The organism is Serratia sp. NA_112.1 (assembly GCF_052691715.1).
On record NZ_JBQZFO010000003.1, the window covers coordinates 168,942 to 183,645 of the forward strand.

Sequence of the window (14,704 nt, forward strand, 5' to 3'; positions counted from 1 at the left end):
CCTAATAATATAAGAATGTTATGGTTTAGTGCTTATGTTCGCATAAACCACGCCACTGTAGTTACCTTGAGCCAGGGTGTCATATTTGCCATCTGACACGAACTGGAACACCACTGGCAGTTCGGAATGAGTCGTACCATTGGCGATCAGGGTATAGTCGTTAGAGACGCCGGAGGTCGCAAAGGTTTTGGAACCGGCAGAGGTTAAGGTTTTAATCTGATAACTCATAGGGTTAAGCGCTCCACCTTGGGTACTGTACAGCGTAAACGCCGAACCGCTGGTGGCCTGGCTGTCGTCCAGAACCATGGTGACGTCCAGTTTGCTCACATCGTTGTTCCAGATTTTCAACGCTGGCGTTTGCGCTTCCATATAACCGGAGGCTGCCGCCTTCATGACCACATCCAGATCGGTAACCGGACGGCCACTTGGATCGGTAATGTGTACGCTGTCTGGAACGTTAGCGCTGACGTTAAACTTGGTGTCATAGCTGGCAGGGGTTTCTGCCAGGGCAGCTGCCGAGAACATCAGACCTGCTAACACGGAAAGCGCTACTTTAGTTTTCATTTGAATATCCGTCCTTTGATAAGAAATATACTTATTAATACCGTGCACATAAAACACCACCATGCAGATGGCCATAATATATGAACGGTAGCCGTGTAATTATTGTCAGTAATGTTAATTATGAATCTACGACAAGGAATAACATCGAACAGTCATAAATTGTCACTCACATTAACTACGCAATAAGGCTAGCAAGGATATGTCGCCGTGGCTTGCAATCTACCCTCATTAATTCTGATTAAGTATTTTTCAACTGCCCTGAGGCGTGGATTAATCTTTTAGCGTGTTATGACCAACTTCTTCAAATACGGCGCGCCGCATATCATCTTCAAGCTGAGAGATATTCTGAGGGAGATAAAAGTTGCGCGCACCGACGCATTTAACCCAATCTACCGTGGGTTTATAGTCGATGCCAATAAAGGCAATTTTCCCCACAGACTCTTTGGTAGACAGCACACTGCGAATTCTGTCGCACATGCCGGCATTTAATAAGTGCGGGGTAATGTTGTTGGTCACAGGATCGTCCGTACCGTCAGAAACAATCACCAGTACTTTGCGTGAAGCGGTGCCCTTTGCCAGTTCTTGCACTCCTGACAATACGCCAGAACTGACCAGGGTACCGCCATGAGCGTTCATGCTTTGAATCTGAGAAATCTGCCCATAGTTTGACGTCAAGGGAACTACGTAGGTGTTAGTATTTTTCAGGCAAATACCATCGGCGACATTCTCCATGGGGAATTGCATGTCATGGACGGGGTTAGGTATCGCAGCCACCGTTGCCGGGAAATTAACGTAGCCTTCCAGTGCTCCAACTTGTTGCTGATCGCTCAGAATGTCCACGGGTACGGAGCGGTTGGCAACAAACTGTGGTGTGCAGGCTCCGCCGGATTTTGTTCCCCAGGCAAAGGGGGTAAAACCGACTTTATTGTCCATGTCGTAGTTATAAAGTTCGTTTGCCAATTGCAGGACTATGCGTTTGAGCTCAATTAATTTGGTACTGCCACCAAATGGAAAGTTCATAGAACCCGAAAAGTCGGTGACAAACATCACGTCAATATTGGAACGGTATTTGCGTGCGGCACCATTGTCACCAATCACCACCTGTTTATCAAAACTGGGAAACAGGGTGGATGAGAACCAGGAGTTTTGCAGCGTCTGGCCGCTGACTCGGTACTCTACATAAGCCAGTTTGCTGCCGCTGGTGGACATTCCGCGCAGGACATTAACCACGGGTTGATATACCGCTTCATCATGACGCATGTAAGCCCGAAACCAATCCTGGGACAGGGTGTAATTTCGGGGCATGCCCGCGCCGTTATCTTCAGCGGTAAGCGCCAGGGCCGCCTGTTCCATAGCATCGGACAGCCTGGCGCGTTCATCAATATAGCGTGAGCCCTCTAAACCAAATGCGGCCATGGCCAATAAAAAACCGGACATCATGACAAAGCTGATGGCAAAAGCGCCGCGTTGATCGTCATAAAAGCGCTGGTATAGCCTCAGTACTTTTTGATACATAGGCATAATTGATCCTTATTCCTTAAGGTAAATTGCGTTGTCGTTTCCCCATCATTGCGGCAAAAAAGATAGGGAAGTTTCCCTGGACGGAATTGGCCCACCGCCTGGCCTTTACCATCGCGTTGAAAATCCAATTCACCACTAAACGCCGGGCCGCGAGGGTTGATATCAAACACCTGCACCGCAACTTGGCGTCGCAGTGTGGGGCTATAAAATAGCGATTGATTGATTTCGGTAATTAGGTTCGTCTGCGCAGGGTCAGAAGAGTCGATAAAAATGACAGCCTGTTGTTTTTCAGCCCGTACCGGGCAAAGCGTCAGCAGGCTGAGCATGGTCAATAGCAGAAGTCTCATGACATCAACGCAGCATGACGATGGAGAACGAGGACATCAGTGGGGTTTGTCCCAAGCCAGTGGTCAAGCGGGTAAACCAACTCACCGTTGGCAGGCAGACTGTGACCTGATACAAGGGTACCCAACGACCATAACTGCCCTTTGGGGTCAATTGCTGCAGCGTTTGCAACGATTGCGGAGGGGCACAGCTTGCCGTCACGCCACTGTGCCAATTGCGGTAAAACTTCATTCGCTTACTGTCGTCCGAAAGATCTACCGGGTTGTAAAAGTGTATTTCTTCAACCGTGACGCCTAACTGGGACAAATCAGCTTTGTTGTCCATATCACTCAGAATACGCTGAGCCAATGCCCGGGATTGATCGACATCCTGTTGGGTCAGCTGTTCGCGCGCGTCATATAACTGAATACGCTCACGTAATACACCGGCCACCGAATATGAGACGCGATCCAATTTACCAATCATAGCCTGGCGCATTACCAGGTCCGCGAGGAAAAAGATAAACAGGAACAGCACCATGGATATCACCACAAACTCCACAGCCACTGAGGCGCGCTGATCAATCCATAAATTTCGAACGTTCATATTCTTGAACAAAGATCACCTCACGATCAAATAACGTATTAGCCCAACTGTTAGGGAAGGGGAGAAACATTGGCCGGTACTGATAGTTAACGCGATAGCGCGCCAAGGGTTTGTTACGAGCATTGCCGGCAGCCCCCCCTGTGGCGATCATCTGCGCTAATGAGTCGCTGTAAGTGATGTTAATCAGCACCGCATCCTTGTTGGTGAGGAATCCCCAAAGGGATCCCCCCTGTTGGGTCAGGCGCGCGTTGAAACGGGCGTTGTAACCTGCGGTACCCGCCGGCGCATTTTTCGCATCCTTAGCCGCTTCGGAAATCGCCAAATCGATAACCGAAGAGATGTAAGCCATGCGCGACATTTCAGCGACGAACAGCACCATAAACAGAAACAAAATGATGGTGAGGGAAAACTCGATGGTGGCTACACCATCTTGTTCACGCTTGAACCTACGTATCCTTTGCATCAGACCGTCCCTTTCCTCAGTGGCCCGACGCGACCAAGCGCGTCGAGTAACTCATCGGGATAATCGGACAGGTTCTCGTTTCTGAGAATGTCGCGGGCATAACGTATGTCGCCTACTTTCACCAGCGCCAACACCAGGTTGTGCAGCAGGTGGGGCTGTTTGCGGCCACGCAAATACTGTGGTAGCAACAGGCCAACGGCGTCCTGATAGCGTTGATCCAGCAGCGCTATCATCGCCAGATTGTTGATCGCTACGTCATCGGCAATAAACAGATCGCGGGCTTTCTGGATTGAGCCGCCGCCATCGCCCAGCTTGCCGGACAATGCCATGGCAATACCGCGCAGGTTATAGGCTTCGGCACTTTGAGGATCTCGTTCCAGCATGCGATCTGTTACGCGCTGGGCATGTAAATAGTCGCCCATCGCGATCATGTTCTGTGCTTGCAAGGTATAAACGTTGAGGTCCGGTTTGCTGGCCAGCGGCTGCAAATAATAAAGCGACGATTTGTAATCCCCAGAGAGATAATAATAACGCGACAATTTTAAACGGACGTTGGGATCTTCTTTTCCCTTCAACCAGCTACGGTAAAGATTAATCAGTTCATTGTAATTTTTGGCTTTTAGCAAGATGTCTTCCTGAAAAGTCAGATCACTTTGTGTTTTCGGTGTTGGAGTAACACAGCCGCTGAGTAACAATATATATAATGCAAGAGGAATGATTTTTTTATAGCATGGCATGTTTCATAATCCTTAAAATACCCGGTGCAGCAATTAATACTGTGATAGGAAACATAATAAAAAGAATTAATGGCACGCTCATTTTTGCTGAGAGATTGCCTATTTTTTCTTCCGTGATTAATAATTGTAATTCTCGAATGTCTTTCGATAGCTCCATCAAATTTTCATAAAGCGAGGTTCCATAATGCACACTCTGCTGCAGGGTAGCGCAAAACATGCGCATTTCGGTCATATCCATTGAACGGTAAAGTTCTGCCAATGAGTCCTCCAGCCCACTGACCTCGGCTTTCTTCACCACCAACTTGATTAGGCTGGCGAGATTGCAATCCATATCATCAAAGCGTTCGCCGATGTATTTCAGAGCGCTCTCTACTGTCATGCCTGACTGTACGCACACGGCTACCAGATCGATAAAGTAAGGCAGGGCATCCAGCATCCTTTTGATTCGAGTGGTGATCGCGGGCTTTAGCAATAAGCCAGGCACGATAATGATAAGTACAAATACCAATAACAGCAGCATTGCCAACGCACGCATAGAGACAGGAAGTATGCCAACCAATTTTAACGCCAGCATAAACAATCCCATACCGAGACAAATACGTAGCTTCATCTCCAGTTTTTTATCCAGATTGTCGAGAAACGTTAACCAGCGGTCGTTATGAATGATCAACGCCCTATAGTCGATCTTCGCCATCATCTTTTTTCCGCTCTCATCGTTGGCGTGTTCGATGATTTTTTTCTGGCGCATTACCTTTTGTTGCTTTATCAGTGTCACTGCGCTCAGATAAACGCCGAATATAAATATAAAACCATATATCCAATCCATCATACGGCCCTTCTTAACATCGCCCAGATAATTAGCATGCCAATACCCTCACTGATAATCACGTAGTACAGGATCAAGCGGCCAGTGGGATCGTTAACCACAAAGTCAAAGTTTTCCGGGCTAAAATATCGCATGCCGAAAAAGAACAGCAGAGGAATGGCGGCGACGATTTTTGCCGACATCCTAGCTTCTGATGTCATGGCATTTTTTCGTCGTGCCATATTTTTGCTGCTATTGATAATGCGTGACAGCCGACCGATTAAAATTCGTAACTGACCACCGCGTTGAATACTGACTAGCATCACCACGATAAAGAAATAAAACTCACGATAGCGGTAGTTCTGCCAGGCATCATTAAAAACCCTTTCAGGCTCTTCACCCAGATTCAGACGCCGATCAATACGGTTGAAAGTGGCTCCCAAATCGCCCTCAATGCTCTCCCCGCAGCGATTTAAAGCCTGATGAATACTGTTGCCTGCAGAGACTGAAGCGTTGACTACCGATAACACCTCGGGGAAATGCTCTTCGAAATACCTGCGATGTAGCGTACGGCCGATACGAATTTGGCCTATGAATAACATCAGCAGAGTCAATGGCGCAAAAAGTAATAAATCGAACATTAACCAATGAGCATTCACCAACAGTAACGTTATTAATATGACCATGGCTATAATCAGGCTACGGCGCCCACGCCAGGTGTTATCACCCAATGCGTATAATTTCCACTCGGCAATTAACTCGCCTAAAGAAAATAACTGTGCGATCTGCGGGGCGGGGCGTTTTGTCTCATTAGCGGAGAGACGGGATAAACGTCGCAAAATAATGATATTGTAGCCGAGGATTAACAGGCCAATAATCAGGATGAAATAAAACATATTTACTCCATGCCAAATATTTGTTTAAGTTCGTCGCTGAGATTGAAAAGGATAGCGTTTTGCATCACGGTTGAGCGCACCAGTAATCCGTCATTAATAAACTGTCCTTTAATTTTTCCGTTTTCATCCCGTTCGTTCTGGCTTTGGAAGTGAAAGATATCCTGCAAAATAATGCGATCTCCTTCAATGCCCATAATCTCACTAATGTTCATTATTTTTCGAGAGCCATCATTTAATCTCGATACCTGAATAATAATGTTGATTGCAGAGGAGATATTTCGCCGGATTGACTCCATCGGGATATTCATCCCGGCCATCATTACCATGTTTTCCAGACGCGCAACCGCATCGCGCGGGTTGTTGGCGTGCAGGGTTGACATCGAGCCATCGTGGCCGGTATTCATCGCCTGCAACATCTCGAAGGCTTCTTCGCCACGACATTCGCCAACGATTATCCTGTCGGGGCGCATACGCAGTGAGTTGATCAACAGTGAACGCATGGTGATCTGGCCGGTGTTTTCTACCCCTGCCAACCGGGTTTCCAGGCGTAACACATGGGGCTGCATCAAGCGCAATTCAGCCGCATCCTCCATGGTGATAATTCTTTCACTTTCATCAATATATAGCGAAAGTGCATTCAGCAGGGTGGTTTTCCCCGAGCCGGTACCGCCAGAGATGATGATGTTCACCCGACAACGAGCAGCAACGATCAGGAAATTGGCCATTTGGCTGCTCATGGCACCTGAACTGATGAGATCGACCAGTTGCAGGTTACTTTTGCCAAACTTACGAATTGAGATTGAAGTACCGTCCAGCGAGATGGGGGCGATGGCTACATTAAGGCGGCTGCCATCCGCTAAACGCGCATCCACCAGTGGACGGCCTTCATCCAGACGTCTTCCAACCCGTTGTACCAGGCGTTTGGCAATGTCGGTCAACTGACTATTGTTAATGAACCGCTGTTTAGTTAGTTCCAGTTTACCGAAGCGTTCAACAAATACCCGTTCCGGGCCGTTGACCAGGATGTCACTAACGGTTTCGTCCTCCAGCAGGGGGCGTAACGGGCCATAACCACCGATCTCATCCGCCATTAGCTCAGCCATCTGGTGTTGAACCTGGGATGTCAGATAAATGCTTTGTTGTTCAACCACCCGCTCCAAAAGGCGGTTCATTTCTGCAATCATCTGTGGACGATCGTCAATCATGTGCTCGATCTTATTGATTTCAATGATTTTCAATACGCTGTCGCGCAGGTTTTCTTGTAATTCAATCGCGATATCCATTATCTCTCCTGGCGCTGGCGTGTCAGCAGGCGACTGACTAACGATGTCTGAGGGCGTACTGCAGATCCCAAAACATACTGGGTCAGCTTATCGAGTGGCGAAAGGCTACGTACAAAGCGTGAGTGCTTGCTCTTCGTTGGATTTCTTTGCTTGTTATAGGGGAAGGTTACGTCTATCGGGCGGCCTAATAACGCCTGAATATCATCCTGGCTTACGGCATTCACCGCGACGGGGCGGGTGTCATTCAGGCACAAAAACAGGCGGCGGGAAACGCGACTGGTACGCTGTAACAGTTCAATATTTTCGATCATGTTCCGTGCAACCCGCACCGATGCCATTGAGCGATCAAGGATCAGTACCAGACACAGGGAGCTTTCCACTAAATGGCGTAATAGCTCCTTATCGGCGGTATTGATCGATTGCTCGAACAACACGAAGTTGTATTTCTGCAATGAGTCATGTTTTAGATCCGGAAAGCGCTGGCTATCGCTGCTCATCAGGTCAAACTTTTTATGCACCGGTGTGATTTCCTGGGGCAGTTTTTTGCCGGCATGCAGATCCAGATCGCGCGAGCCACTGGCTCCCTGAATAAACAGGGTTGGCATATGCTTGAGACTAACGATTTCATTGGCAAGCTGATAACCGATAGTGGTGCTGCCAACGCCGCCTTTACAACCCAGGACGCTGATACTGACCGCCTGGCGATTGGTTTTGAGTTCAAGCCCTGCTACGGTCGCCTGCACCATCAATTCTTGCTGCGTACTCAGGTTGAAATAACGAATATTGTGACGGGCAAACGCCTGTGCCAGCGCAATGGAATCACTGTCCCCAGCGACGCAGCACCAAACTTCCCGTGGGATGTGGACCTGCAAAGCATGGATAATTTCGTCCACCTGCTCATTGGTTCCAATATCCACCACCACACCGCTGGCATTTGACGGAATATTGAGGCTATTTGCCTGCATAAAGTCCTGCATCAAGCTTTCAACCGTGCTGAAGCCCACTAGGCGGAACTGTTCGCTCAGCGGGGTATTCACCTCCTGCCGGGAGGAGATGATATAAAATTTCTTTCCTGCGGGATCAATATTGGCATCTGCCTTTTGTGGAAATAACAACATTTATCTTTCCTTAGAAATAATATTGAAACGGGCTAACCAGGGAGATGCTACGGGTGTTATTCACCGCACAACCCAGTGTGGCGTGAGTATCAAAGTGATAGTTCTGGTTTTTATCGTCGCATTCCGGTAGCCGTAGAATGACGCGCTGCACCGTTATTTGTATGCCACTGCTCCCACGGGCCCGATATCCACCGGCGTCGCGATCCAACAAGATGCGGTGGGGGGCGACACCTTGTTCGATCAACGCATTGCGCAGCAATTTAGCGCTTTCGGCAAAGCGGTCATTGGTCCAGGTCAGTTTGATATTTCCGTTAAAATCGCGGGAAATTCGGGCCATAATTTTCCCCACCATGACCTCGCGTGCGATGACATCTGTTGAGTCGATATTGAATTGTTCTATACCTAACGGTGAGTTCCCCGCTGGGAGGGGAGTTGAGTTGGCAAAGAGATAAAAAGGCAGCACCAGCACCACCAACCACCACAAAGGTTTGAAACTGATCATTTGATAAATCCTCCCTGTTCAATGAACTCTTGCGCACGTTGCTTATCTCGACGATCGCTGATGCCGTCGAAGTTCAGGAATCTGGCCCAGGTTGAAGTGCGATTGAAGTCAGGCACCACGACTTCTCTCGGGGCGACGGGTTTCACCAGATTTACCGTGGCGACGACTATCAACTCACCACGGGTACGTTGACTTGAAGCATTACGGAATAACGCACCCAAAATAGGCACATCGCCGATAAAGGGGATTTTGGCGAGCGCTTCACGTTCGTTATTGCTGATCAGACCACCAAGCAGAAAGCTTTCGCCATCGGCTAATTCCACGGTGGTTTTTGCACGCCGGGTCTGGAAAGCGGGGAAGGAGTTACCGGCATCAGTGCTATAAGTTTTATCTACGTTGCTGACCTCTTCGCCGAGGGAAACGCGGATTTTTTTACTGCTGCTGACTTTGGCGCCGATGTTCAATTTGATGCCAAACTCTTTGTACTGCACGTTGGTGCCATTATTGGAGGTAGTCACTACCGGAACTTCACCGCCCACCAGAAACTCGGCGGTTTCGCCCGACAATACCGAGAGGTTCGGCTCTGCCAGGACGCGCGCCACAGACTCATTACTGATCGCATGAACCAGGGTACTGAGAGAGTCGGCGTTAAATTTTACAAAGCGGAACATGCCAGGGGTGATGTTCCCTGCTGAACCGCTGATGGTGCCCCAATCGATACCGACGTTATCGGTAAAGGCCCGTGAAACCTCGACTACCGACAGTTTGACGTTGACCTGATTGGTGATGGGTAGCTCTAATTTATTGATCACACTTCGATAGAGCACCTGATCCATTTCAGAGCTGTCGTTATTACCCGAACTGCTGCTGCCACCGCTATTGCCGCTCACATCCGTGACCTGTTTTTTATTGATTACCGCCTCGGCACCAATTCCTTCACCCACCACCTGATAGATGCGATCTTTGGCTTCTTCGGTCGGTGCCGTGCCGGAAATAATGTAGGTTTTGCCCATTTTCTGGATAGTCACATTACTGTCTGGGAATTCCTGGTTAATGCGGTTATGTACGCTGCTTAATACCGAGTCCACTACCAGAGTGGTTTTTAACACCTGATCACCGTTTTTATCGAAGGCAATTAAATCTGTACGGCCTTCTTCCTTGGCGTAAGCCACAAGGCTTTTATCGCCAATCAGTTCATAATCGGCGATATTTTGTGCAGAAATAAAGACGGTATCGATGTTTCCCTGTACCTGAATGACTCTGGAATCTCCGGGAGCCAGATAAGTTTCACTTGCATGAGCTAATAGGGTGGCCAGGCCACAAAGTGCACCAGCAATACTTCGGTAAAAAGCCTTATTCATCTTCATTCCCTGTAGTAAATATTTAAATATCACTTGCCGCCTCTCAGTTCTTTGACCGAGCGGAACTGAGGCAGCACATCATCCATTCTTAATTTCTTTATTGCTTTTGAGTCCCCCCCTTCCGGGAAAATAAATATTTCGCCTGCTTTTTCAATTACTCTTAGTTCGGCCAACTGCTTTTGATTAAGTCGGATAACTATTACGCCAATAGGTGTATTTTCACGGCCATATTGGGGTTGATCATTGCTCTTATCCACCTTGAAACGTTTACTTTCTAATACGGTTATCTCTTTAAATATTCTACTGACAACAAATTTTTTTAATTCTTTGTCTGCACTGACACTGCCTTCAGGAACTAATCCGATATTATTTTTTTTAGTCTTATCGACCTCGGTCACTCTGATATAAAGAGAGACTTTATCCCCGGTGAAAGTTGATGAAAGTAAATAATCATCACTGTTACTGATTGGGAGTGAATAGGGCATCTCATCCGCTCTTAAACTGTGCTTGGCAAAGTCAGGGCTGGAAGGCGCTTCTAACATACTTAATGATAAATAGTCGTCTTTGCCGATATTATTTCTCACCAAGTATCCACGAATACTGCTGTCAGGAACTGATGTGATATCGCGAGGGTCATTGATATCTTTTGGTGCGCTAACGGAGATGACTTTATAATCACTTGGGTTGATTATATCGTAGGGTTTCAAATCTCTTAGCGCTTGTGCGATTAGGATTGTATGTTCGCTCTCTACATTTTTTTCTTTTTGTATCTCATTGTTTGGCTGGCGATTTTGTAGAAAAATTCCGGTTATGCCGACGCCAATAACAACAATTGAAATAAAAAAAATAACTCTGTTATTCATGTGGTGATTCCCTTCTTTTTAAAAGTCCTAAACTATGTGGTAGGAAAAAATGAAAGCCAGCGATATGGCGACCCCATAGGGAATACCATGCTCTTTGGTGTTTTTATGGAAAAAAAACAGGCCGATTAATGCTAAAAAACCACCTAGTAAGGCGGTAAGTAACAAAAATGAATAAAAAACGTCTGTGGTACAGGCCAACGCCAGAGTGGCTATCAGCTTGACATCTCCAGCCCCCAGAACCTTGGCAAGAAACAGTGGAAAGCCGATCAGTAACACGGCGGCTGAAAGAATAAGATTAGGTTGTGCGCCCGACAAAAAAACCATTGGGCACAGGGCCAGGATCAAGAAAGCCAGGTTGCGATTGCGGATCAGGCGAGAGGTAACATCTTGCCATCCGATGATCAACAACAGTATCGTAACTATATACGAGTTTATTGCCAGTAACACGTCCATGATTTAGCTTCCCTGTCGTAATCAGTGAAAATGTATTTCAATATTCAACCGCTATCATTTTTATCGTTGCTACTATCTGTTTGAATGCATCATTTAATGCACCTAATAAACCTGAGTTTTGATCTCCCAGTACGATGGTCAGCAGGATGGCTATTGCGACGGCAATCATTGCATATTCAAGTGTCGTAACTCCTTTTTGCGAACTTAAAAAGTGAAAGAAATTATATTTATAAAATATGGCAAGTGTTAACATGGTTTTCTCTGGCAATGTTAATTAAAAAATAATTTTTATAGCCACTCCGCTAGTGAAGACCGGATAACAATGGTCTTCACTAGCGAATTTAGTTATGTCATTAACAAAACTTTTTTATCTTTACGATTTGGAAATGGTGACGCTTTTTATTGCCGCAGTAATAGCCTGGAATGTCTCATTCAGTGCTCCCAAGAAACCCGAATTTTGATCGCCAAAGATAAAGGCTAATAAAGTTGCCATCGCGACCCCAATCAATGCATATTCGATTGCAGTGACACCAAGCTGGTCGTTAACAAAATTTTTAATGCGTAGTTGAGTTGATGCGTAAATTTTAGTGATGCAGTTATTCATATTTATTCCTTGTAAACCCGAAGCATTGCCATACCCTTCGGTATAAATTAACGTTATTAAATAGAAAGTATCAACGATGAAACTTGTGAGTAAACTGGTAAAAATAGATTAACCAGCATCACTGTGTTGACGAGGGCTATTTAACGCTATTAGAGTTTAAGAGTCTTCATTAGAGTCGTTATTATTCATTGTTTACTCTCACTATCTTTTCCAAAGAATAAAAAAGACCACAAATAGGGTTGTTAACCAACAAACAGCTAATACTGATAATACTGAAACAAATATATTCCAGCTACGTGAGTGATACCATTCCCCCATGGCTTTTCTAAGGCCTTGCGGTTCAATAATTTCAGACAACGATGAGTTATGGCTACCGTGTTCCTGCTTTTTTTGAAACGACCCCTCTAAAGAGGTATTGTTTTTGACATCATGGTCTTCAATTCGAATCGCTATTCTTTGAGGGGCGGGCTCAAGAAACTCACCACAGGCAACATAACCAACGTACTTTACCCCCTTTCTTGGTATCGTCTTGATCAGCGTGTTGGGGAGGCCGGCCAAACTAAATGCTTTTCGTAATAGGTAAAGTTGTCCGTAATAGCTACTTTCACTTACCGATCCTCTTTGTTCAGACCAAACTTGGTTGATCAAATTTTGTTTGTCGGTTTCACCCTTTAATAAAAGAAGTAAAAACCGATAACTGTTTTCAGATAACTCTATGACCTTTCCCCCAGTAGCCACCAGGCAACGCTTTGCAGGTATAAATTGCACTCCTTGATCGAGGGTGAACATTTGGTTTTCTTGATCCATACAATCCATGTGGAGACTCCATTACTAGCAAGCATTAGTTATCATTTGATTTGATTGCATATTAGAATCTTATTGTTCATCAAGTCAACCTCTAGTACTTTTTTGTGTTTTTTAATTCTTTGCTGTGGTTATTTGAATTTCATTATGATACGTGCAACAAAGTATATTTATAACTCATTAATTCTCATAACTCATTTGATGGTTCTAAGTGTGGTTTATGGAGGCTAGAAGCTATTTCCCCAGTGCGGTTATATGTTATGTATGAAAATAATTAACTTTAAAAACATGCACATGGGTTTTTTATGTGAGAGGGGTGGCGACTGTGATTAGACGGGGTTTGGTGAGGTATTATGTGAGGGGTAATTTAAAAATAATATTCTGTGAGGATTGGTGAGATAAGTTTTATTATGAATTTTCTCTTTGTGCGTGTTTTGTAAAAAATAGATGTTTTGATATTGGAATGTGATTGACTTAATGTTTTTTACGCTGGGATTAAAATCCCCAATACGAATTTCGGGGATTAAGAGATAAGAGAAAATTTATAAATATGAGTCAGGGTTATTTCAACGTAACTCATTGTATTCGGCAAACATGAGCTAATGACGCTCAGAGTGCAGCAAGATGCTGCCGCACGATCTCACGGCCTATCTCCAGCGAGGCGGTTGCCGCCGGGGAAGGCGCATTGCAGACATGCAACGAGCGGCGGCCCTTCACAAAATGAAAATCATCCACCAGTTTGCCGTCGATGGTCAGTGCCTGAGCACGAACGCCAGCTGGGCCGGGCTGAATATCTTCCTGTTGCAAATCGGGGATCAATCGGCGCGCATTGTCGGTAAAACGTTGCCGCGACAAAGAACGACGGACTTCTGCCAAACCCTCACCCAAGTAGTTGCCGGCAATTTTCCAGAACCCGCGATAGCTGAGTACTTCGCTCAGATCCCGCAGGCTGAAGTCACATTTGCGATAACCTTCGCGTTTGAATGCCAGCACCGCATTAGGACCAACGTCGCGCTTGCCGTTATACATGCGGGTGAAATGCACGCCGAGGAACGGAAAATCCGGGTTGGGTACAGGGTAGATAAGGTGATTCACCAGGTGGTTTTTCTCTTGGTTGAGCACGTAATATTCCCCACGGAACGGCACAATCTTCATCCCGGTTTGGTAACCGGCCAGGGCGGCGATGCGGTCACTGAACAGGCCGGCACAGTTAACCAGCCATTTGGCCTGATACTGCGCATGTTGGGTACGAACACTGACATCGCTACTACTTTCACTGATGCTTTCGACCTGTTGCCCATAGTGGATCTCGCCGCCGCGTTGGCTAATGATCTCCGCCAGCTTTGCCGCCACCTGGCTGTAATTGACGATACCAGCGTCCGGTATCAACAGTGCTTCAAGCCCGTTGACGTGCGGTTCGCGCTCCCTGAGCTGCGCCTGCGACAGTCGGCTGACCGCCAGGCCGTTTTGCAGCCCGCGTTGGTAGATGTTTTCCAGTAAAGCCAGTTCTTTCAACTGGGTGGCGACAATCACCTTGCCACATTGGTCGTGATAAAGGCGGTGTTCGCGACAAAAGGCGAACATGCTTTGGTTGCCCTGTTTTGCCAGCCGCGCCTTCAGGCTGCCGGGGGCATAGTAAATGCCGGAATGCACTACGTTGCTGTTATGGCCACTTTGATGTGCTGCCGGGCCGCTCTCTTTTTCCAGTATCAGAATGCGTTGTAACGGGTTGGCTTCTTGTAGCGCATTGGCAACGCCCAGCCCGACCAGACCGGCACCAATAATGATCACGTCATGCAT

The 14,704-nt window shown here is 46.7% G+C and carries 18 protein-coding genes; all 18 read right to left on the reverse strand.

Annotated elements, in window-relative coordinates; translation table 11 throughout:
- Positions 1-18: 18 nt before the first annotated feature.
- The 18 genes from ACUTQ5_RS08545 to lhgO all read right to left on the reverse strand — a co-directional run bounded on the left by ACUTQ5_RS08545 (position 19) and on the right by lhgO (position 14,704).
- The gene (locus ACUTQ5_RS08545) at positions 19-564 is read right to left on the reverse strand and encodes a hypothetical protein (protein ID WP_445650892.1); all 546 of its coding nucleotides are present in this window, start codon (positions 562-564) and stop codon (positions 19-21) included.
- A gap of 270 nt (positions 565-834) precedes the next feature.
- Complete coding sequence (locus ACUTQ5_RS08550) at positions 835-2,085, reverse strand: TadE/TadG family type IV pilus assembly protein (protein WP_445650893.1); 1,251 nt, start codon at positions 2,083-2,085, stop codon at positions 835-837.
- A complete protein-coding gene (locus ACUTQ5_RS08555) occupies positions 2,061-2,411 on the reverse strand; it encodes a hypothetical protein (protein WP_445651145.1) in 351 nt (116 codons plus the stop codon). The genes ACUTQ5_RS08550 and ACUTQ5_RS08555 overlap by 25 nt, the downstream gene beginning before the upstream one ends.
- Positions 2,412-2,436: 25 nt before the next feature.
- Entirely contained in the window at positions 2,437-2,961 is a 525-nt protein-coding gene (gene tadF, locus ACUTQ5_RS08560) for a tight adherence pilus pseudopilin TadF (RefSeq protein ID WP_445650894.1), read from the reverse strand.
- 28 nt (positions 2,962-2,989) lie between these two features.
- Positions 2,990-3,478, reverse strand: coding sequence for a TadE/TadG family type IV pilus assembly protein (locus tag ACUTQ5_RS08565; protein ID WP_445650895.1), 489 nt, complete (start codon positions 3,476-3,478; stop codon positions 2,990-2,992).
- Entirely contained in the window at positions 3,478-4,104 is a 627-nt protein-coding gene (locus ACUTQ5_RS08570; protein WP_445650896.1) for a tetratricopeptide repeat protein, read from the reverse strand. The genes ACUTQ5_RS08565 and ACUTQ5_RS08570 overlap by 1 nt, the downstream gene beginning before the upstream one ends.
- A 97-nt stretch (positions 4,105-4,201) precedes the next feature.
- Positions 4,202-5,044 carry a type II secretion system F family protein gene (locus tag ACUTQ5_RS08575; protein WP_445650897.1) on the reverse strand — a complete coding sequence of 281 codons (843 nt, stop codon included), beginning with the start codon at positions 5,042-5,044 and terminating at the stop codon, positions 4,202-4,204.
- Positions 5,041-5,916, reverse strand: a complete 876-nt coding sequence (locus ACUTQ5_RS08580; protein ID WP_445650898.1) for a type II secretion system F family protein — start codon at positions 5,914-5,916, stop codon at positions 5,041-5,043. The genes ACUTQ5_RS08575 and ACUTQ5_RS08580 overlap by 4 nt, the downstream gene beginning before the upstream one ends.
- A gap of 2 nt (positions 5,917-5,918) precedes the next feature.
- Positions 5,919-7,199 (reverse strand): CpaF family protein, encoded by a 1,281-nt coding sequence (locus tag ACUTQ5_RS08585; protein ID WP_445650899.1) that lies wholly within the window; start codon positions 7,197-7,199, stop codon positions 5,919-5,921.
- The gene (locus tag ACUTQ5_RS08590) at positions 7,199-8,317 is read right to left on the reverse strand and encodes a tight adherance operon protein (protein WP_445650900.1); all 1,119 of its coding nucleotides are present in this window, start codon (positions 8,315-8,317) and stop codon (positions 7,199-7,201) included. Before ACUTQ5_RS08590 ends, ACUTQ5_RS08585 begins: the two co-directional genes overlap by 1 nt.
- Before the next feature lie 10 nt (positions 8,318-8,327).
- A complete protein-coding gene (locus tag ACUTQ5_RS08595) occupies positions 8,328-8,819 on the reverse strand; it encodes a hypothetical protein (RefSeq protein WP_445650901.1) in 492 nt (163 codons plus the stop codon).
- On the reverse strand, positions 8,816-10,180 hold the full coding sequence (locus tag ACUTQ5_RS08600) for a type II and III secretion system protein family protein (protein ID WP_445650902.1): 1,365 nt from the start codon (positions 10,178-10,180) through the stop codon (positions 8,816-8,818). Before ACUTQ5_RS08600 ends, ACUTQ5_RS08595 begins: the two co-directional genes overlap by 4 nt.
- A gap of 29 nt (positions 10,181-10,209) precedes the next feature.
- Positions 10,210-11,043, reverse strand: a complete 834-nt coding sequence (locus tag ACUTQ5_RS08605) for a pilus assembly protein CpaB (RefSeq protein WP_445650903.1) — start codon at positions 11,041-11,043, stop codon at positions 10,210-10,212.
- 27 nt (positions 11,044-11,070) lie between these two features.
- Complete coding sequence (locus ACUTQ5_RS08610) at positions 11,071-11,496, reverse strand: A24 family peptidase (protein ID WP_445650904.1); 426 nt, start codon at positions 11,494-11,496, stop codon at positions 11,071-11,073.
- 37 nt (positions 11,497-11,533) lie between these two features.
- Positions 11,534-11,749 carry a Flp family type IVb pilin gene (locus ACUTQ5_RS08615; RefSeq protein ID WP_445650905.1) on the reverse strand — a complete coding sequence of 72 codons (216 nt, stop codon included), beginning with the start codon at positions 11,747-11,749 and terminating at the stop codon, positions 11,534-11,536.
- Positions 11,750-11,869: 120 nt separating this feature from the next.
- Positions 11,870-12,100, reverse strand: a complete 231-nt coding sequence (locus ACUTQ5_RS08620; protein WP_445650906.1) for a Flp family type IVb pilin — start codon at positions 12,098-12,100, stop codon at positions 11,870-11,872.
- Between the two features lie 201 nt (positions 12,101-12,301).
- Complete coding sequence (locus ACUTQ5_RS08625; protein WP_445650907.1) at positions 12,302-12,916, reverse strand: winged helix-turn-helix domain-containing protein; 615 nt, start codon at positions 12,914-12,916, stop codon at positions 12,302-12,304.
- A 597-nt stretch (positions 12,917-13,513) separates the two neighbouring features.
- Positions 13,514-14,704 carry an L-2-hydroxyglutarate oxidase gene (gene lhgO, locus ACUTQ5_RS08630; protein ID WP_445650908.1) on the reverse strand — a complete coding sequence of 397 codons (1,191 nt, stop codon included), beginning with the start codon at positions 14,702-14,704 and terminating at the stop codon, positions 13,514-13,516.